This window comes from Ferrovibrio terrae (genome assembly GCF_943372915.1).
Classification (GTDB): domain Bacteria; phylum Pseudomonadota; class Alphaproteobacteria; order Ferrovibrionales; family Ferrovibrionaceae; genus Ferrovibrio; species Ferrovibrio terrae_A.
Window position 1 is genome coordinate 1 of sequence record NZ_CALSAN010000041.1, and the last position, 20,609, is coordinate 20,609.

Here is a 20,609-nt window from a genome sequence, read left to right on the forward strand (position 1 = left end):
CTGGGCCTTGATCTCACCAAACGGCTGGTCGCGGCGCTCGGCAATGATCCCAAGGCCATCGAGGCCTATGGCAAGGGCGCCCTGATTGGCGCCGGCGGCGAACTGGAACATGGCGCGCTGTGGCATGTGCCCGGCGGCTATTCGATGCGCGAGATTCTCGGCAATGCCAAGGCCATCGTGCCGTCCGCCACCAAGGTAGGCGGGCCGGGTGCCCGCATCGACATTCCACTGCATCATGTGAATGCCGCCTATGTGCGTAGCCATTTCGATGCCATCGAATTCGGCGTGGCCGATGGGCCGCGCGACAACGAGATCGCCTTCATCCTGGCGATGAGCACCGGCGGGCGCGTACATGCCCGGGTCGGCGGCCTGCAGGTCCATGAGATCAAGGGCGAGGATGGGCAGCGATAATTGCGTCAGAAGAAAAGTTTAGCGTTCGCGTTTCCGGGAACCATAGGACTTCAACAGGAGGCAAGTATGAATCGCAGAAGCTGGTTGAAACTGAGTGCCGCGTTCGGTGCGGCGATGATCGGTCTGACATCCGGCGCCCAGGCGCAGGATACCATCAAGCTCGGTGAGCTGAATTCCTACAAGAATTTTGCCGCCTTCCTCGAGCCCTACAAGAAGGGCTGGGAACTCGCCGTCGAAGAGGTCAATGCCAGTGGCGGCTTGCTGGGCAAGAAGCTGGAAATCGTTAGCCGCGACGACAACAACAACCCGGGCGACGCCGTGCGCATCGCCGAGGAACTGATGACGCGCGAGAAGGTCGCCTTCCTGATCGGCACCTTCCCCTCCAACGTCGGTCTCGCCGTGTCGAGCTTCGCCAAGGAGAAGAAGGTTCTTTTCATTGCCGCCGAGCCGCTGACCGACAAGATCGTCTGGGACCAGGGCAACAAGTATACCTTCCGCCTGCGGGCCTCCACCTACATGCAGACGGCGATGCTAGTGCCGGAAGCGGCCAAGCTGAAGAAAAAGCGCTGGGCCATCGTCTATCCGAACTATGAATATGGCCAGTCGGCCACGGCTGCCTTCAAGCAGCTGATCAAGGCGGCGCAGCCCGATGTCGAATTCGTCATCGAGCAGGCCCCGCCGCTGGGCCGCATCGAGGCCGGTGCGGTGGCTGATGCCATTGCCGCCGCCAAGCCGGATGCGATCTTCTCCTCGCTGTTCGGTGCCGATCTCGCCAAGTTCGTGCGCGAAGGCCAGACCCGCGACCTGTTCAAGAATGTCGCGGTGTTCAACCTTCTGGCCGGCGAACCGGAATATCTCGATCCGCTGAAGGACGAGGCCCCGGTCGGTTGGTGGGTCACCGGCTATCCCTGGTATGCCATCAATACGCCGGAGCATAAGGCGTTTGCCGATGCCTATCAGAAGAAGTTCAACGACTATCCGCGCCTGGGTTCGATCGTTGGCTATGCCACGGTGCAGTCTGCTGCGGCCGTGATCAAGAAGGCCGGCACGCTGGACACCGAGAAGCTGGTGGCGGCGATGAAGGGGCTGACCCACAGCACGCCGCTTGGCAACATCACCTATCGTCCGCAGGACAACCAGTCCACGATGGGTGCCTATGTCGGCAAGATCGGCCTGAAGGATGGCAAGGGCATCATGACCGACTGGTATTATGCTGACGGCGCCAAGTTCCTGCCGTCGGATGCCGAAGTCGCCAAGATGCGTCCGGCCGACTAAGCCTGCCGCGACAGTGCCCTCCCGCAGGTAATGGCGGGAGGGCATCTTTCTCTCCTGAATTTTCTTTCCCTTATTGCTTGATGGGTCGGGGTCTTGCTGTCCAACATTGCCATCCAGTTCATGAACGGCCTTGCCGGCGCTTCGTCGCTGTTCCTGGTGGCCGCCGGACTGTCGATCATCTTCGGCGTCAGCCGGATCGTGAACTTCGCCCACGGTTCGCTGTACATGCTGGGCGTCTACCTGGCCTATACGCTGGTCGAGTTCTTCGGCCGCAGCTCGATATTCGGTTTCTGGGGCGGCGTGCTGATGGCCGCGCTCTGCGTCGGCCTGATCGGCGTGGTGATCGAGGTGGTGGTGCTGCGCCGCATCTATCGCGCGCCGGAGCTGTTCCAGCTGCTCGCCACCTTCGCGCTGGTGCTCGTCATCAAGGATGCCGCGCTTTACATCTGGGGCGCCGAGGATCTGGTCGGGCCGCGGGCCGCCGGCCTGCGTGGTGCCGTCGAAATCTTCGGCAAGCGGTTCCCGCAGTATGATCTGGTGTTGATCGCCATAGGCCCCGCCATGCTGGGCTTGTTGTGGCTTTTGATGAACCGCACCCGTTGGGGCACGCTGGTGCGTGCGGCTACCCAGGATCGCGAGATGGTGGGCGCGCTCGGCGTCAACCAAAGCGGCCTGTTCACCGGGGTCTTTTTCCTCGGCGCCTTCCTCGCTGGCCTGGGCGGTGCTGTGCAGCTGCCGCGTGAACCGGCCCATCTGATGCTCGATATCACTGTGATCTCCGATGCCTTCGTGGTCGTCGTGGTCGGCGGCATGGGCTCGATCGGCGGCGCCTTCCTCGCTGCCTTGCTGATCGCCCAGGCCAAGGCCTTCTGCATCGGCCTCGGCGATGTGTCGGTCTTCGGCATGGTGTTTTCGTTCAGCAAGTTCACCCTGGTGGTCGAATTCGTCATCATGGCCGTGGTGCTGGTGGTGCGGCCCTGGGGCCTGCTCGGCAAGCAGCAGGGCGCCCAGCGCGGCGCCTTCACGGTCGAGCCGCCGCTCTATCCGCTCAACCAGGCCTTCTGGCTCACCGTGCTGGGGCTGGTCGTGCTGCTCGGCCTGATGCCGCTGGGTGGGGACGACTATCTGCTGGTGCTGCTGATCGATATCGCGGTGTTTGCGCTGTTTGCCGTCACCCTGCATTTCCTGATGGGCCCGTCCGGCATGGTGTCGTTCGGCCATGCCGCCTATTTCGGCCTTGGCTGTTATGGCGCGGCGCTGGCCTTCCTCAAGCTCAAGCTGCCGATGGAAATTGCTCTGCTGGCTTCGCCGCTGGCCGGCGGCCTCGGCGCCTTGCTGTTCGGCTGGTTCTGCGTGCGGCTTAGCGGCGTCTATCTTGCCATGCTGACGCTGGCCTTCGCCCAGATCGCCTGGTCGGTGATCTATCAGTGGGATGCCTTCACCGGCGGGTCGAATGGCCTGATCGGCCTGTGGCCCAGCGAATGGCTGAAGAACCGCACGGCCTTCTACTATTTCGCCCTGGTGCTCTGCGTGGCCGGCGTGCTGTTCCTCTGGCGCGTGGTGCATGCGCCCTTCGGCTACGCGTTGCGCGCTGGCCGCGATTCCACTCTGCGCGCTGATGCCATCGGCATCGATGTGCGGCGCTTCCAGTGGTTCGGCTTCACGCTGGCCGGTGCCTTCGCCGGTCTCGCCGGTGGCCTGTTCGCCTTCTCCAAGGGCAGCATCTCGCCCGAGACCCTCGCGGTCTCGCGTTCGGTCGATGGTCTGGTGATGGTGCTGCTCGGCGGCGTGCAGACGCTGACCGGCCCGGTGGCGGGTGCCGCCGTCTTCACCTGGCTGCAGGATTCGATCGCGCGCAACACCGAATACTGGCGGGCCATCCTCGGCCTCACCATCCTGGTCATCGTGCTGGCCTTCCCGCAGGGTATTGCCGGCTTCCTGAAACAGGTTGCCACTCGCGTCGGGGTGATGCGCAGCCGGGAGGCCGTGTCATGACGGTGCTCACAGTCAGCAGCCTGTGCAAATCCTTCGGCGGCGTGCAGGCCGTGCAGGATGTCGCCTTCAGTGTCAGTGCCGGTGAATTGCTGGCCCTGATCGGTCCCAACGGTGCCGGCAAGAGCACCTGCTTCAACATGCTGAACGGCCAGCTGCGGCCCGACCAGGGTATCGTCACCCTGCTGGGGCGCAGCCTGATCGGCATGGCGCCGCGCGACATCTGGCGGCTGGGTGTTGGGCGCACATTCCAGATCACCGCGACCTTCAATTCGATGACCGTGCGCGAGAATATCCAGATGGCGCTGCTGTCGCACCACAACCGGCTGATGTCTTTCTGGCGCCCGGCCAATGCGATGTATCGCGACGAGGCGCTGGTGCTGCTGGAACGTGTCGGCATGGCCGACCAGAGCGAGCGGCCCTGTGGTATCCTGGCCTATGGCGATCTCAAGCGCGTCGAACTCGCCATCGCCCTGGCCAACCAGCCCAAGCTGCTGCTGATGGATGAGCCGACCGCCGGCATGGCACCGAACGAGCGGATCGCACTGATGGCGCTGACCGCCAAGCTGGCGCGGCAGGACAATATCGCCGTGCTGTTTACCGAGCATGACATGGATGTGGTCTTCGCCCAGGCCGACCGCATCATCGTGCTCAACCGCGGCAAGCTGATCGCCGAAGGATCGCCTGAGGAGGTGCGGGCCAACCCGGAGGTGCAGGCGGTTTATCTCGGTTCCGGTGCCGTCTTCGGGGAGGGCCACTGACATGCTGCAGGTTGAAGGCCTTCACACCTATTACGGCCGCGCCCATATCCTCGCCGATATCGCGCTCAAGGCCGAGGCCGGCGAGGTGGTCGTGCTGCTGGGCCGCAATGGCGCGGGCAAGTCGACCACGATGAAGTCGGTGATCGGCCTGGTGACGGCGCAGAGCGGCGTCATCAGCTTTGGCGGCACCCGCGTCGAGCGCATGTCGCCGCATCGCATCGCCCGGCTGGGCCTCGGCTATGTGCCGGAGGATCGCCGCATCTTCACCGATCTTACAGTAATGGAGAATCTCGAGGTCGGCCGGCAGAAGCCGCGCGACGGCGCGCCGACCTGGACGCCGGAACGGCTGTTCGAGTTGTTTCCCAATCTGGGCCGTATGAAGGACCGCCCCGGCGGCCGCATGTCGGGCGGTGAGCAGCAGATGCTGACCATTGCCCGCACGCTGATGGGCAATCCGCGCCTGATCCTGCTGGACGAACCCTCCGAGGGGCTGGCGCCGGTGATTGTCGAGCAGATGGCGCGCACCATCCTCAAGCTGAAGGAGGAGGGGCTTTGCGTGCTGCTGTCGGAGCAGAACCTGCATTTCGCCCAGATGGTGGCCGATCGCGCCTACATCATCGAGAAGGGCCGCATCCGCTATTCCGGAACCATGGCCGAACTTGCCGCTGATGCGGCGGTGCGTGAACAGTATCTGTCGGTGTGAGGATTTCAGTATGGGTTGGATTGTCGGAATCGATGTCGGCGGCACTTTCACCGACCTGATCGGCATTGAACCGAAGCTGGGCAAGGTGGCGCTGGCCAAGGTGCCCACCACGCTGGATAACCAGGCTTTCGGTGTGCTCAGCGCGCTGGAGAAGGGCGGCATCGCCCTCGACCAGACCGATATGATCGTGCATGGCACGACGACCACGACCAATGCGCTGCTGGAACGCAAGGTGGCGAAGATCGGGCTGATCACCACCAAGGGTTTCCGCGACAGCCTGGAACTCGGCCGCCGCACCCGGCCGCAGCCCTATGGCCTGACCGGCGGGTTTGAGCCGCTGGTGCCGCGCCAGTGGCGGCTGGAAGTGCCCGAGCGCATGGATGCCGATGGCGAGGTGGTCATCCCGCTGGATGAAGCCGCCGTGCGTCAGGCCGCCATCCAGCTGAAGGATGCCGGCTGCGAAGCGCTGGTGATCCACTTCCTGCACAGCTACATCAACCAGAGCCATGAAAAGCGCGCGCTGAAAATCGCCGCCGAGGTCTGGCCCAACAGCTACATCACCGCCGGGCACCAGCTGCTGTCGGAGTATCGCGAATACGAGCGCGGGACCACGGCCTGCGTGAACGCCTCCGTGCAGCCGGTGTTGCATCGCTATATCGAGCGCCTGAATGGTGAGCTGAAGGCCAAGGGCTTCGGGCGCGATCTTCTCGTCATGCAGGGCAATGGCGGTACGATTGCAGCCGGCATCGTCGCCGAGACGGCGGTCAACACCGTGATGTCGGGCCCGGCCTCGGGGGTGATGGCGGCGGCCTATACCGCGCGTGCCGCCGGCCTGCCGAATGTCATCACCTACGATATGGGCGGTACGTCGTCCGATGTCGGCCTGATCCAGGATGGCGTGCCGCAGGTATCGTCCGAACTGGAACTCGAATATGCCATGCCGATCCATGTGCCGATGGTGGACGTGCACACCATCGGCGCCGGTGGCGGCTCGATCGCCTTCATCAACGAGGCCGGCATGCTGCAGGTCGGCCCGGAAAGCGCCGGCGCCCGGCCCGGCCCGATCTGCTACGGCCGCGGCGGCACACGGCCGACCATCACCGATGCCAATCTGGCGCTCGGCCGCCTCAATCCCGATGGCCTGCTGTCGGTCGACAACAAGGTGTCGCTGCAGGATGTGAAAGACGCCATCGACCGCGAGGTCAGCAAGCCGCTCGGCATCAGCACCGACGATGCAGCGGCGGCGATCCTGCGCATCGCCAATGACAAGATGGCCGGTGCCATCCGCATGGTCTCGCTCAGCCGTGGCCATGATCCGCGCGACTTCGCGCTGTTTGCCTTCGGTGGCGCCGGACCGCTGCATGCTGCGGCCCTGGCACGCGAACTCGGCATCCCAAAACTGCTCATTCCGGCGCGGCCCGGCATCACCAATGCGCTCGGCTGCGTGGTGGCCGACCTGCGCCATGATTATGTGCGCACGGTGAACAAGCCGCTGTCGATCCTGCCCGATGGCCTGGTCGCCGAGGTGCTGGCGGCACAGGTCACCGAGGGCCTGGCGACGCTGGAACGCGATGGCGTGCCGGTGGAAGAGGTGCAGGTGCTGCACACCGCCGACATGCAGTTCCAGGGCCAGAGCCATCTGCTCACCGTCGCCGTGCCCGACAAGACCATCAGCCGCGATGCCCTGCAGAAGGCTTTCGATGAGGCTTACTGGCAACGCTTCGAGGTCGAACTGCCGGAAATCCGCGCCGTGCTGGTCAACCTGCACACCGCCGTGATCGGCCGCCGTGCGCGGCTGTCGCTCGACCGTCTGCTCTCGGCCGAACCGGCCAAGGATGTCGCTGGCGCCCGCAAGGGCAGCCGCAAGGTGTGGTACGATGAGGGTGGCTGGCAGGATACGCCGGTCTATGACCGCGAGCGGTTGCCGCGCGGCGCCGATTTCACCGGCCCGGCCATCCTTGAACAGCTCGATACCACGGTGGTGATCGATCCGGGCAATCGCGTGCATGTCGATGCGCTGGGCAACCTGATCGTTGCCGTGACTGCAGAGTAGAGGTGGGCCATGACGAAAAAGCCAATTGATCCGGTAACACTCGTCGTCATCCAGAACGGCCTGCAGCAGGTCTGCAACGAAATGGACTTGGCCTTCTGCCGCGCCGCTTTCTCGCCGGTGATCTCGGAAGCGCTCGACCGCTCGGACGGCATTTATCATGGCGAGACTGGCGAACTGATCGCCCAGGGTGAACTCGGCCTGCCGGTCTTTGTCGGCACCATGCAGTTCTCCACCCAGGCGGTGATCGAGCGGGCGCGCAACACGCCTATGCTCGTGCCCAGGCCGGGTGACGTCTATATCGTCAACGATCCCTATCTCGGCGGCACCCATCTGATGGATGTGCGCTTCGTGAAGCCATTCTTCTACAAGGGGAAGCTGTTTTCCTGGCTTGCCAACACCGGACACTGGCCCGATATCGGCGGCATGGTGCCGGGCGGCTTCTCTGCCAATGCCACCGAGGTGGAGCAGGAGGGCCTGCGCCTGCCGCCGGTGAAGCTGTACAAGGAAGGCAAGCTGGACGAGGAAATCCTCTCCATCATCCTCAGCAATATCCGCATCGCCGACCAGCGCATCGGCGATATCAAGGCCCAGGCGGCGGCGCTGACCATCGGCGAGAAGCGGCTGACTGCGCTGCTGGACCGTTACGGCGCCGATGTGGTCGCCCAGGCCATCGAGGAACTCAAGCAGCGCGCCAGCCAGCAGATGCGCGCCCGCATCCGCACCATCCCCGATGGCGTTTATCACGGCGAAGGCATCGTCGATTCCGACGGCGTGGTGGACGAGCCGCTGCTGATCAAGATGCAGGTCACCAAAAAAGGCGAGGAGCTGCATTTCGACATGACGGGCTCCAGCCCGCCCTGTCGCGGCCCGATGAACAGCGTGATCGCTACGACTTACTCGTCGATCTATCTGGCGGTGAAGCACATCTTCCCCGATGTGCCGATCAATGCCGGCACCTTCGAGCCGCTCAAGATCAAAGACCCGCACGACACCTTCCTCTATGCCAGATATCCGCGTCCGGTGTCGGGCTGTGCCGCCGAAGTGAGCCAGCGCATCGCCGAGGCCGTGTTCAACGCGCTGGTGCAGGCGATGCCGGACCGGCTGTTTGCCGCGCCGGCCGGCACCTCGGGCAATCTGGCGCTGGGCGGGTATGACCCGAAGCGCGACCGCAGTTATGTGATGTATGTGATTTCCGGCGGCGGCTATGGCGGCTGGTATGGCGGCGACGGCATCAGCAATGGCTGTTCCACCATCGGCATTTCCAAGACCACGCCGATCGAAGTGATGGAGCAGTATTACCCCGTGCTGTTCGAGGAATACTCGCTGCATGAAGGCTCGGGCGGCGCCGGCCAGCATCGTGGCGGCTTCGGCGTCAACTACACCATCCGTCTGCGCCGCGGCGAGGCACGCGCTTCGATGGTGATGGATCACGGTCGCAGCGGGCCGCGTGGCGTGCTGGGCGGCGAGGATGGCGGCCTCAACACCGTGCGTGTCGACCTGCAGGGCAAGGATGGCATCAAAAGCTACGTACCGCCGCATCTGTCCAAGGACCAGGATATCGAGATCAGGGTCGGCGACCGCCTGCATGTCTCCACGCCGGGCGGCGGTGGCTATGGCGACCCGGCCCGGCGCGACCCGGCCGAAGTGGCCCGCGATATCGAGCGCGGCTATTACACGCCGGAGCAGGTCAAGGCGCGCTTCGGGGTGACGCCGCAACCGGTGAAATCCGCCGCTGAATAAGTAGAATACCGCCCATGCTGGCGGAGGTGCTGATCTGGGCTGGGACACAGGCAACGCGCCCGGCGCGTCAGCTTGGCTATGCCAAGGCCGCGGTCAGCCTGTGGTCGCGCCGGCGGCGCTGGGCGCGCGAATGGGCCGAACATGAAAGCCGCACGCGCGACTTTGCCCTGATGACCGTGGGCGCCTGCCGCCGTCGCGACACGCTCTGGCTGCTCGGGGCTGGCACCCTGGCCGATCTGCCGCTCGCCGAACTCAGCCCGCTGTTCAAGCGCATCCTGGTCTTCGATATCGCCCTGCTGCCGCAGGCGCGCGTCGCCGTGCGGCGCTGGCCCAATGTCGAACTGCGGCTGGCCGATGTTACCGGCGTGGTCGGGCCGCTGTCGGAATGGCGGCTCGGCATGCCGCTGCCGATCCCCTCCATCGACGCGATGCGCGATCTCGATCCGGTGCCGCCGGACGGCGTGCTGTCGCTCAACCTGCTGTCGCAGTTGCCGCTGCTGCCGATGGACTATGTGCAGCGCCAGGGCATGACAGTGCAGGCGGCGGAAAGCTTCGGCCGCGCCATCATGCAGGCGCATCTGCATGGCCTGCTGGGATTCAGCTGTCCGGTCGGGCTGGTGGCGGATGCGCGGCGGATCTGGCGCAACCGTGCCAATGAAACGGTGCTGAGCGAAAGCGCCGTGCTGGATGTGCCGCTGCCGGCTGCCGAAAAGGAATGGTTCTGGCCGGTGGCGCCGCGTGGCGAGATCGATGGCGAGACCGGGCTGGAAATCCTGGTGCAGGCGTCACGCCTGAATGCCGGCAACCCTACTTCTTGACGGCCTGGACTGATTCGATGACAAAGCCGCGCTCGGGCGGGAATTTGCGCATGATGGTGCGGCGCACTTCGTCTTCGCTGGCGGCATTCAGTTCGACGTAGTTGATCTCGCCCCATTTGTCGTCGAGCTGGCGATGCTTCTCGCCCATCATATGGGCGCGGCGCACTTCCGAATTGTAGATGCCGATGCTGAAGGTCTTGTGGTTGGTTTCCTGCGCCACTGCCTGGCTGGCCAGTTTCTCCAGCTTGGCGATCTGGGCTTCCAGCTCGAATTTCTGCTTGTTCAGTTCGGTGATTTTCTGCTGGGCGGTCTTGGCCAGCTTTTCCAGCTCGTCCATGCGCTGGCCGCGGCGAACAACTTCGGCAGAACTCCACTCATAGGCCATGATCTGCCTTTTGTGCTGAGCGATAAGCTGCAGCACAATAAACGTCGCGCCGGGCACGCCAATCAGCATGGCGCCCATGATGAGCCAGAAGCTACCCATGCATCTGTCTTAGCGGACTGCGAAATTCCACACAAGATACTGAAATTGCGGCCAACTTTCAGGGTGGCCGGCGCGAATCGCCGGCCCGCCCAGCGCAGCGCAGCCATGACAATGGCTTGACCGCATCCGGCCGGGCAGTTAAGAAGCGGCTTCCTGTGGCGGGGGTAGCTCAGTTGGTTAGAGCACCAGATTGTGGCTCTGGGGGTCGCGGGTTCAAGTCCCGTTCCTCGCCCCATTAATTCAAACGGCCGATCAACAGCTTAGCTGATGGTCGGCCGTTTTCGTTTGGGCCCGTTGCCGGATCAGACAGGTTGCGCCGCCGATCCCCGCCAATAGGCGCAACCTGCCGACGGCAATTCGTCGGAATCTCATAATAGTTTATAAAAATCATAATCTTAATAAGGTTGCGCCTTTCCGATTGACTCGGTTGCGCCTTTTGCGGAATGGTCACGGCAGCAGGGCCTGCATCACAGGCCGGAGTCGCAGCGGGGACCGGGTATGGCAGTCACCACCATCGGCGTGAAGATCGACGAAGACCTCAAGGCCCGTCTGAAGCGCGCGGCCGACGGCATCGGCCGCTCGCCGCACTGGCTGATCAAGCAGGCGATTTTCTCGGTGCTGGACAAGGTCGAACGCGGCGATGCGCTGGATGACCTATTCGCCGACACCCGGGCGAGTATCGATGTGCAGGATGCGCCGGCAGCAAACGATGCCCTGCAGGCGCCCTTCCTGGAATTTGCCCAGACCGTGCAGCCGCAGAGCGTGCTGCGGGCGCAGATCACCGCCGCCTATCGCCGACCGGAACCGGAATGCCTGCCGCAGCTGATCGCCGAAGCCACTCTGCCCAAGACGGTGACGGCGACGGCACGCACGCTGGCGCGCAGGCTGGTCGAGGCGCTGCGGGCCAAAAGCCAGTCCGGCGGCGTCGAAGGCCTGATCCACGAATACTCACTCTCCAGCCAGGAAGGCGTGGCGCTGATGTGCCTGGCGGAAGCGCTGCTGCGTATTCCTGATCGCGCCACGCGCGATGCGCTGATCCGCGACAAGATCGGCCATGGGGACTGGGAAGCCCATCTCGGCCACAGCCCGTCGCTGTTCGTCAATGCCGCCACCTGGGGCCTGCTGATCACCGGCCGACTGACCGCCACCACCAGCGGCAAGTCGCTGTCCAATGCGCTGACCAAGCTGATCGCCCGGGGCGGCGAGCCGCTGATCCGCAAGGGCGTCGATATCGCCATGCGCATGATGGGCGAGCAGTTCGTCTCCGGCCAGACCATTGCCGAGGCTCTGGCCAACAGCCGCCAATGGGAAGCGCAGGGCTTCCGCTATTCCTACGACATGCTGGGCGAGGCGGCGACCACGGCAGCCGATGCGCAGCGCTATTACACCGATTACGAACAGGCGATCCATGCCATCGGCAAGGCGGCGGCGAAACGCGGCATCTATGAAGGTCCCGGCATCTCGGTGAAGCTTTCGGCCCTGCATCCGCGCTACAACCGCGCCAATCTGGAGCGCGTGAAGGCCGAGCTGCTGCCGCGGCTGAAGGCGCTCACGCTGCTGGCGCGGCGTTATGATATCGGCCTCAACATCGATGCCGAGGAGGCCGACCGGCTGGAAATCTCGCTCGACCTGCTGGAAAGCCTGTGCTTCGACGCGGATCTGGCCGGCTGGAACGGCATCGGTTTTGTCGTGCAGGCCTATCAGAAGCGTGCGCCCTTCGTGCTCGACTGGATCATCGATCTCGGCCGCCGCAGCGACCATCGCCTGATGGTGCGCCTTGTGAAAGGCGCCTACTGGGACAGCGAGATCAAGCGCGCCCAGGTCGATGGCCTCGAAGGTTTCCCGGTCTATACGCGCAAGGTGCATACCGACGTGTCGTATCTGGCCTGCGCACGCAAACTGCTGACCGCACCCGATGCGGTCTATCCGCAATTCGCCACCCACAATGCGCAGACGCTGGCCACCATCCATACGATGGCGGGCGAGAACTATTACACCGGCCAGTATGAGTTCCAGTGCCTGCATGGCATGGGCGAGCCGCTGTATGAAGAGGTGGTCGGGCGCGACAAGCTGAACCGACCGTGTCGCATCTATGCACCGGTCGGCACCCATGAAACGCTGCTGGCCTATCTGGTGCGCCGTCTGCTGGAAAACGGTGCCAACACCTCCTTCGTCAACCAGATCGCCGACCAGGCCATTTCACTCGACAGCCTGATCGCCGATCCGGTCGATATCGCCAGGGCGATCCAGCCGCTCGGCGCGCCGCATCCAAAGATCGCACATCCACGTAATCTTCTTGGCGCGCGCCAGAACTCCACCGGCATCGACCTTTCCAATGAACAGCGCCTGGCCTCGCTGTCAGCCGCTCTGCTGTCCAGCGCCGACCAGAGCTGGCGAGCAGTGCCGCTGCTGACGGATGGCGCTGCGGAAGCGGGCGAAGCCCAGCAGCTGCGCAATCCGGCCAACCGCGGCGATATCGTCGGCCAGATGATTCCGGCAACGACAGTGCAGGTGACGCAGGCCGTGGATGGTGCGGTGGCTGCCGCGCCGATCTGGCAGGCCACACCGCCGGCCGAGCGGGCGCAATGCCTGCTGCGTGCCGCCGATCTGCTGGAAGCCCGCATGCCGCATCTGCTTGGCCTGATCGTGCGCGAGGCCGGCAAGTCGCTGCCCAACGCCATCGGCGAAGTGCGCGAGGCGGTCGATTTCCTGCGCTACTATGCCGAAAGCGTGGCGACAGAATTTTCCAACGCCACCCATCGTCCGCTCGGGCCTGTCGTCTGCATCAGCCCGTGGAATTTCCCGCTGGCGATCTTCACCGGCCAGGTGGCGGCCGCGCTGGCGGCGGGCAATGTCGTGCTGGCCAAGCCGGCAGAGGAAACCCCGCTGATCGCTGCCCAGGCGGTGCAAATGCTGCGCGAGGCCGGCGTGCCGGCCGGTGCCCTGCAGCTGCTGCCCGGCGATGGCCGGGTCGGCGCTGCGCTGGTCAATGATACGCGCATCCGTGGCGTGCTGTTCACCGGTTCCACCGAGGTGGCGCGCCTGATCCAGAAGCAGCTGGCCTCGCGCCTGACACCCGATGGCAAACCGATCCCGCTGATCGCCGAAACCGGCGGCCTGAATGCGATGATCGTCGATTCCTCTGCGCTGCCCGAACAGGTTGTCGCCGATGTGCTGGCCTCCGCCTTCGACTCTGCCGGCCAGCGCTGCTCGGCCCTGCGCATTCTCTGCCTGCAGGAGGATGTTGCCGATCACATGCTGAAGATGCTGAAGGGCGCCATGGCCGAACTCAGCATCGGTTCGCCGGATCGCCTGTCGGTCGATGTCGGCCCGGTGATCACGGCGTCGGCGCAGCAGTCGATCCTGGCCCATATCGAAGCCATGCGGGCGAAGAAATGCCGCATCGAGCAGCTGGCCCTGCCAGAGCAGGCACGCCACGGCACCTTCGTGCCGCCCACCGTGATCGAACTGGCCAAGGTGTCGGATCTCAAGGCCGAGGTGTTCGGCCCGGTGCTGCATGTGGTGCGCTACCGCCGCGAAAATCTCGATGCGCTGATCGACCAGATCAACCAGTCCGGCTATGGCCTCACCTTCGGTCTGCACAGCCGCATCGATGAAACCATCGCCCATGTCACCCAGCGTATCGAAGCCGGCAATCTCTATGTCAACCGCAACATCATCGGCGCCGTGGTGGGCGTGCAGCCGTTTGGCGGCCATGGCCTGTCCGGTACCGGGCCGAAAGCGGGCGGGCCGCTCTATCTGCGCCGCCTGCTGAGTGCGGCGCCAGCCGCCGCAGGCATGAGCGGGCAGGGGAGCAACGCGCTTTTCGCGCTCTATCATGGCTGGCTGCAGCAGCGGCATGCGGCGGTTGCGCAGCGCTGCGCGGCGCTGCTGCCGCGCAACCTGCCGGGACTGGTGCGCGAACTGCCGGGGCCGGTGGGCGAACGCAACCTCTACATCCTGTTGCCGCGCGGCAGCATCCGCTGTGACGCCGCGGCGCCCGCAGACCTGCTGGTTCAGGTGGCAGCGGCGCTGGCGACCGGCAACCGGGCCATCGTGCCGGAGCCGTTCGCCGATCTGTTCCGTGATCTGCCGGCAGCGCTGCGCGAGCGGATCGGCCATCAGGGGCGCGGCGATGCCATCCTGTTTGCGGGTGCCAGCGACACACTGCTGCAGCGGGCGCAGCAGGCGGCAGCCGAAGGCGAAGCCATAGTACCGATCCACACGGCGGATTCCGCCGGTGATTATCCGCTTGAATGGCTGGTAACCGAGCGCACGGTCAGCACCAACACCGCCGCGGCCGGCGGCAATGCCAGCCTGATGAGCATCGGCTAGGCGGTTTTTACGACTGCCGGGTTGCCTTGTCCGGTGATTGCGCCACAATAGGGGCAAGACCGGACGCGGGAGGAACGCGCGATGACCCGACAGGTTGGGCAAGTGCCCGTCAGCAGCCCCGACCAGCTCGCGGCCGAGATTCCCAATGGCGCCAAGATTGCCGTGCCGCCGGATTATTCCGGCGTGGCGATGGCGCTGACGCGGGCGATGATCCGGCGCGGCCTGCGCGACCTGCATGTGGTCTGCGTGCCGGTTTCCGGCCTGCAGGTCGACATGCTGGCCGGCGCCGGCTGCATCGGCACGGTGGAGACCTCGGCGATCACCTTGGGTGAATACGGCACCGCCTATCGTTTCCAGGCTGCCCTCAAGGCAAAACAGTTCCGCATGATGGATGCCACCTGTCCCGCCGTGCATGCGGCGATCCAGGCCGCCGGCAAGGGCCTGCCCTTCATGCCGCTGCGCGGCCTGCTCGGCACTGATCTTTTGAAGAACCGTCCCGACTGGCAGGTAATCGACAATCCCTTCGAGGCCGGCAAAGACCCCATCGTGCTGCTGCCGGCGATCAAGCCCGACTTCGCCGTCTTCCACGCTCCCTTTGCCGACCGCAATGGCAATGTCTTCATCGGCCGCCGGCGCGAGCTGGTGGCGATGGCCCATGCCTCCACCGCGTCGCTGGTGACGGTGGAGGAGATTCGCGATGTCGATCTGCTTGCCAGCGAGGAGACCGCGGCGGGCACACTGACCGCAGCCTATATCGGCGGCATTGCCGAGGCGCCGCGCGGCGCCTGGCCGATCAAGCTGTGGGATATCTATGACTATGACGAAGCGCATCTGAAGCTCTATGGCGAGATGGCGCGCACGCCCGAAGGCTTCGCCCGCTACTGCGACCAGTTCGTGCAGGATCAGAAGGCGGCCGAGTAATGAACTTCAGCCGTCAGGAACTGCTGATCAGCACCATCGCCCGCCTGCTGCAGGGCTGCCGACTGGTTGCCACCGGCGCGTCCTCGCCGATCCCCGGCGCCGGTGCGCTGCTGGCGCGCGCGCAGTCTGGCGGACGCATGCGGGTCAATGTGCTGGGCAGCGTGCGCAACGACTTCCTCTGCGATGGCGGTGTCGAACTGTTCGATCTTGCCGGGCAGGGACGGCTAGATGCCTTCTTCCTCGGCGGCGGCCAGATCGATGGCCAGGCCAATATCAATCTGGTCGGCGCCGGTGGTGAATATCCGCAAACCGATGTGCGCTGGCCCGGTTCGTTCGGCTCGGGCTACCTCTATTATCTGGTGCCGCGCGTCATCCTGTTCCGCGAGGAGCATACCCGCCGCGTGCTGGTGCCGAAGGTGGATTTCATTTCCTCGGCCGGGCCGCAGAATGACGGCACCTATCGTCCCGGCGGCCCGATCGGCCTGCTGACCAACCTGTGCTGGTTCGCCTTCGACCGCGTGCAGCGCCGCTTCCGGCTGGAGAGCGTGCATCCCGGCCATACGGTGGAAGAGGTGCGCGACAATACCGGCTTCGATTTCGATTGCCCGGCCAGTGTTCCGGCCACGGCCGCACCCGATGCCGATACCCTGGCCTTGCTGCGCACCCGGATCGCCCGGGACATCGCCGAAACCTATCCGCGCTTTGTCGCCCAGGTGTTTCCCGACCTCGCTGCAGCCGGCGATTGACGCACCGCCGTTTTCTCAAGCAGATCGGCTGATTCCGCCCAAATATTGACCACCGGTCGCCGGTGCGGTCGCGTGCTGCATACAGCGATTGCATACGATTCTGCCTGATGCCGTGAAAAGCCCCCACAACCGGCGGCTGGCATCTGCCTTGCATCGCTCCCGCGCAACGAACGCGGTGCGGATTACACGATGGCAGACAAGGGCGATATCGAGCTGGCGGCGGTGCTCAAACGCTACGGCGGTGCCATTGCTGTCGACTCGATCAGTCTGAAAATTCCGGCCGGCACCTATTGCTGCCTGCTCGGCCCCAGCGGCTGCGGCAAGAGCAGCACGCTGCGCATGATCGCCGGCCATGAGGAGATTTCCGACGGCGATATCCTGCTTGGCAACGAGGTGATCAACACCCTGCCGCCGGCCAAGCGCGGCACGGCGATGATGTTCCAGAATTATGCGTTGTTCCCGCATCTCGACTGTGTCGACAACGTCGCCTTCAGCCTGAAGATGAAGGGCATGGCCAAGGCCGAGCGTCGCGCCAGGGCGATGGAACTGCTGCGCCTGGTGGATATGCAGGACTACGCCGCCCGCCTGCCGGCGCAGCTGTCCGGCGGTCAGCAGCAGCGTATCGCATTGGCGCGTGCCTTGATCACCGGGCCTTCCGCCTTGTTGCTGGACGAACCACTCTCGGCGCTCGACCCCTTCCTGCGCGCCAAGATGCGCGAAGAGCTGAAGCGCCTGCAGAAGGAACTCGGCATCAGCTTCATCCATGTCACCCACAGCCAGGAAGAGGCGATGGCGCTGGCCGATCTGGTGGTGGTGATGAACAAGGGCCGTATCGAACAGGCTTCGTCGGCACGCGATGTCTTCAACAAGCCGCGCACCGCTTTCGTCGCCCGCTTCATCGGCGGCCATAACATCCTCGACTGCGCGGTCGATCCCGCGGATGGCAATATCCTGCTGCCCGGCAATGTCGGCATCCCGCTGGCGCCGGGCATGGGCGGCGCCCGACGCCGCATTTCCGTGCGCGCCGATCATGCCCGGCTGGGGCCGGCATCCGGCGGCCAGGCCGGATTCAGCGGCACCGTGCGCGCGGTCGAATATCTCGGCAGCATGGTGCATGTCGGCATCACGCCGCAGGGTCTGCTGGATTGCAGCATCGACGAAAACGAATTCGCGGTTGCGGTCGATGAAGCGACCTTCTTTGCCGCGCCGGTCGCCGTGGGCGATGCGGCTGCGGTGTCATGGAAACTTGGGGATGTCCATATCCTCGAGGATTAACGGGCGGCATCGGGCCGCATAACAAAGCAGCGGAGGCTGACATGGCTAAGGACAAGATGACGGGTAAAACGCGTGGCATGAATCGCCGCACCGTGCTGAAGGGTGCTGCGGCCGGTATCGGTCTGGCGGCCGGCAGCGGCGCGCTCACCGGCTTCCCGACGATCTGGGCGCAGAACATCAAGAATGTCACGCTGCGCCAGTTCGGCACCGGTGTGTCGAATCTCAATGCCATCGCCGAGAAGTGCAAGGCCGATACCGGCATCACCCTGCAGATGACCGCACTCGATTCCGATGCGGTGGCGCAGCGCGCCGTGACCCAGCCGAAGTCGTTCGACATCGCCGATATCGAATACTGGATCTGCAAGAAGGTGTTCCCGGCCGGCGTGATGCAGCCGATGGACACCAAGAAGATCAAGAATGTCGACAAGATCGTGCCGCTGTTCCTCAGCGGCAAGCTCAAGCCCGACAGCGTGATCGCCCAGGGCACTGCGCCGCACAGCGTCGGCTTCGTCGAGGGCAAGGACTCCACCAAGTTTGCCAAGTCGCAGACCCAGTGGATGACCATGATCCCGACCATCTACAACGCCGATACGCTCGGCATCCGTCCGGATCTGGTCGGTCGCCCGATCACCAACTGGAAGGACATCATGGACCCTAAGTTCAAGGGCAAGGCGTCCATCCTGAATATCCCGTCCATCGGCATCATGGACGCGGCAATGATCTGCGAATCGATGGGCGAGATCAAATACGGCGACAAGGGCAACATGACCAAGGCCGAGATCGACAAGACGATCTCGATCATGACCGCCGCCAAGAAGGCCGGCCAGTTCCGCGCCTTCTGGAAGACCTTCGATGAGTCGGTCAACCTGATGGCCTCGGGCGAGGTCATCATCCAGTCGATGTGGTCGCCGGCGGTCACCGCCGTGAAGTCGAAGGGCATCCCCTGCGTCTACCAGCCGCTGGCCGAAGGCTATCGCGCCTGGGGCGGCGGTCTGGGCATCGCCAAGCATCTCACCGGCCTCGAACTCGATGCCGCCTATGAATATATCAACTGGTATCTGTCGGGCTGGGTCGGCGCCTATCTGAACCGTCAGGGCTATTACTCTGCCGTGCTGGATACCGCCAAGCAGCATATGAGCGCCGACGAATGGGCCTTCTGGATGGAAGGCCAGCCGGCCAAGACCGATATCATGAGCCCCGATGGCAAGCTGCTGGAAAAGGCCGGTGCCGTGCGCGATGGCGGTTCGTTCGAGAACCGCATGGGCAAGGTCGCCTGCTGGAATGCCGTGATGGACGAGGACCGTTACATGGTCCAGAAGTGGAACGAGTTCATCGCCGCCTGAAGACGGAAAGAGCGCCGCGCAGGCCCGGATTGTATGGGGTCTGCGCGGCGCAGTTCCGATGAACAAAAGCTACATCCCCTATCTGCAGGTCGCGCCGCTCACCTTGGTGTTCGGCGCCTTCCTGGTGATTCCGATCCTGACCATCGTGGTGGTCAGCTTCTGGGACTACGATTTTGCGCGCATCATCCCCGATTTCGTGCTGACCAATTACAAGGAGCTGCTGGGCAGCCCGGTCACGCTACGCACGTACCTCAACACACTGCGCTATGCCGCCATCGTCTGGGTGGTGACGCTGCTGATCGGCTTCACCATCGCCTATTTCCTCGCCTTCCATGTGCGTAGCGACACCTGGCAGACCGCCTGTTTCCTGATCTGCACCGTGCCCTTCCTGACCTCGAACATCATCCGCATGATTTCCTGGATTCCGTTCCTGGGGCGCAACGGCCTGCTCAACTCCGCCCTGGTCAATGCCGGCATCGTCAACCAGCCGCTGGAATTCCTGCTGTTCTCCGATTTCGCCGTCGTGCTGGCCTTCGTGCATCTCTACACGCTGTTCATGATCGTGCCGATCTTCAATTCGATGATGCGGATCGACCGCTCGCTGATCGAGGCCGCCTATGACGCCGGCGCCAACGGGCTGCAGGTGCTGACCAATGTGATCATCCCGCTGTGCAAGCCCGGCATCGCCATCGGTTCGATCTTCGTCGTTACGCTGGTCATGGGCGATTTTGTCACCGTGCGCTTCATGAGCGGCGGCCAGAGCGCGTCCGTCGGCCTGATGATGGCCAATGCCATCTCATTGCTGCAATACCCTGCTGCCGCCGCCAATGCGGTGATCCTGCTGATTGTCGTGCTGCTGATGGTGGCGGGCATGATGCGCATCGTCGATATCCGCAAGGAGCTTTGACATGCGCGACCAGAAACGCGGCAAGGCTTTCTATGTGCTGGGCGCCTTTTTCATTCTTTTCGTGCTGTTCCTCTACGGCCCGATGTCGACCATTTTCATCCTGTCCTTCCAGGGTCCGGAAGGCGGCCTGACCTTCCCGATGCGCGGCGTCTCGCTCAACTGGTTCCGCAACCTCACCGAAAAGCAGATGGTCGGCGATTTCGCCGGCAGTTTCGCCCGCAGCTTCGCGCTCGGCGTCATCGTCATGCTGCTCACCGTCGTGATCGCGCTGTCCGGCGGTCTCGCCTTCCGTCACCGGTTCAAGGGTGCGGGCGTGATCTTCTACATGGCGATTGCCAGCCTGATCGTGCCCTCCATCCTGGTCAGCCTCGGCATCGGCCTGCAGTTCCGCATCATCGGCTGGGATACCACCTGGTATGGCTCGGCGCTCGGCGCGCATCTGACCTGGACGCTGCCGTTCGGCCTGCTGATCATGTTTGCCATCTTCAACCGCTTCAACAAATCCTACGAAGAGGCAGCTCGCGATCTCGGCGCCACGCCCTGGCAGGTGATCCGCCATGTGGTGATCCCGATCATCCTGCCCAGCCTGATCGGCATCGCGCTGTTCGGCCTCACGCTGTCCTACGACGAATTCGCCCGCACGCTCATGACAGCCGGCACCGACAACACCCTGCCGCTGGAAATCTATGCCATGACCACCAATGTGACGACGCCGGTGCTCTACGCGCTCGGCACCGTCACCAGTGCGTTCTCCTTTGTCATCATCATCCTGGCGCTCGGTGCTGTCAGTTTCGTGCGCTGGCGCCGCGCCCGCCATGGCTCCGATGCGGGCCGGGGCGTATAGT

Annotated in this window: 16 protein-coding genes and 1 tRNA gene; 16 read left to right on the forward strand and 1 reads right to left on the reverse strand. The window is 64.1% G+C overall.

The annotated features are described in order from the left end of the window. The 8 genes from AAG821_RS19745 to AAG821_RS19780 form a co-directional block, all read left to right on the forward strand. Positions 1-411, forward strand: a 411-nt coding sequence (locus tag AAG821_RS19745; RefSeq protein WP_341916403.1) for an amino acid synthesis family protein, incomplete at its 5' end; no start/stop codon positions are given. A 66-nt stretch (positions 412-477) separates the two neighbouring features. Further along, the gene (locus AAG821_RS19750; protein ID WP_341915835.1) at positions 478-1,686 is read left to right on the forward strand and encodes an ABC transporter substrate-binding protein; all 1,209 of its coding nucleotides are present in this window, start codon (positions 478-480) and stop codon (positions 1,684-1,686) included. A gap of 93 nt (positions 1,687-1,779) precedes the next feature. Beyond that, positions 1,780-3,681, forward strand: coding sequence for an ABC transporter permease (locus AAG821_RS19755; protein ID WP_341915833.1), 1,902 nt, complete (start codon positions 1,780-1,782; stop codon positions 3,679-3,681). Then, positions 3,678-4,439 carry an ABC transporter ATP-binding protein gene (locus AAG821_RS19760; protein ID WP_341915832.1) on the forward strand — a complete coding sequence of 254 codons (762 nt, stop codon included), beginning with the start codon at positions 3,678-3,680 and terminating at the stop codon, positions 4,437-4,439. Before AAG821_RS19755 ends, AAG821_RS19760 begins: the two co-directional genes overlap by 4 nt. Position 4,440: 1 nt before the next feature. After that, positions 4,441-5,142, forward strand: coding sequence for an ABC transporter ATP-binding protein (locus AAG821_RS19765; RefSeq protein ID WP_341915831.1), 702 nt, complete (start codon positions 4,441-4,443; stop codon positions 5,140-5,142). A 10-nt stretch (positions 5,143-5,152) separates the two neighbouring features. After that, positions 5,153-7,195: a hydantoinase/oxoprolinase family protein gene (locus AAG821_RS19770; protein ID WP_341915830.1), complete on the forward strand. Its 2,043-nt coding sequence runs from the start codon at positions 5,153-5,155 to the stop codon at positions 7,193-7,195. 9 nt (positions 7,196-7,204) lie between these two features. Next, a complete protein-coding gene (locus AAG821_RS19775; RefSeq protein ID WP_341915828.1) occupies positions 7,205-8,935 on the forward strand; it encodes a hydantoinase B/oxoprolinase family protein in 1,731 nt (576 codons plus the stop codon). Between the two features lie 14 nt (positions 8,936-8,949). Next, on the forward strand, positions 8,950-9,753 hold the full coding sequence (locus AAG821_RS19780; protein WP_341915827.1) for a hypothetical protein: 804 nt from the start codon (positions 8,950-8,952) through the stop codon (positions 9,751-9,753). On the opposite strand, the gene AAG821_RS19785 is transcribed toward AAG821_RS19780, so the two are convergent. Next, positions 9,743-10,237, reverse strand: a complete 495-nt coding sequence (locus AAG821_RS19785) for a hypothetical protein (RefSeq protein WP_341915826.1) — start codon at positions 10,235-10,237, stop codon at positions 9,743-9,745. The genes AAG821_RS19780 and AAG821_RS19785 overlap by 11 nt on opposite strands. Before the next feature lie 158 nt (positions 10,238-10,395). On the opposite strand from AAG821_RS19785, the gene AAG821_RS19790 reads away from it, so the two are divergent. The 8 genes from AAG821_RS19790 (at position 10,396) to AAG821_RS19825 (ending at position 20,608) form a co-directional block, all read left to right on the forward strand. Continuing rightward, positions 10,396-10,472: transfer RNA gene (locus tag AAG821_RS19790), tRNA-His, on the forward strand. A gap of 263 nt (positions 10,473-10,735) precedes the next feature. Then, the gene (putA, locus tag AAG821_RS19795; protein WP_341915824.1) at positions 10,736-14,572 is read left to right on the forward strand and encodes a trifunctional transcriptional regulator/proline dehydrogenase/L-glutamate gamma-semialdehyde dehydrogenase; all 3,837 of its coding nucleotides are present in this window, start codon (positions 10,736-10,738) and stop codon (positions 14,570-14,572) included. A gap of 81 nt (positions 14,573-14,653) precedes the next feature. Next, a complete protein-coding gene (locus AAG821_RS19800) occupies positions 14,654-15,493 on the forward strand; it encodes a CoA transferase (RefSeq protein WP_341915823.1) in 840 nt (279 codons plus the stop codon). Then, positions 15,493-16,239, forward strand: coding sequence for a CoA-transferase (locus AAG821_RS19805; RefSeq protein WP_341915821.1), 747 nt, complete (start codon positions 15,493-15,495; stop codon positions 16,237-16,239). Before AAG821_RS19800 ends, AAG821_RS19805 begins: the two co-directional genes overlap by 1 nt. Before the next feature lie 189 nt (positions 16,240-16,428). Continuing rightward, positions 16,429-17,514, forward strand: a complete 1,086-nt coding sequence (locus AAG821_RS19810) for an ABC transporter ATP-binding protein (protein ID WP_341915820.1) — start codon at positions 16,429-16,431, stop codon at positions 17,512-17,514. Between the two features lie 41 nt (positions 17,515-17,555). Further along, on the forward strand, positions 17,556-18,857 hold the full coding sequence (locus AAG821_RS19815) for a PotD/PotF family extracellular solute-binding protein (protein WP_341915818.1): 1,302 nt from the start codon (positions 17,556-17,558) through the stop codon (positions 18,855-18,857). Positions 18,858-18,915: 58 nt separating this feature from the next. Continuing rightward, positions 18,916-19,764 carry an ABC transporter permease gene (locus tag AAG821_RS19820; RefSeq protein WP_341915817.1) on the forward strand — a complete coding sequence of 283 codons (849 nt, stop codon included), beginning with the start codon at positions 18,916-18,918 and terminating at the stop codon, positions 19,762-19,764. Position 19,765: 1 nt separating this feature from the next. Beyond that, entirely contained in the window at positions 19,766-20,608 is an 843-nt protein-coding gene (locus tag AAG821_RS19825) for an ABC transporter permease (RefSeq protein WP_341915816.1), read from the forward strand. Position 20,609: the final 1 nt, after the last annotated feature.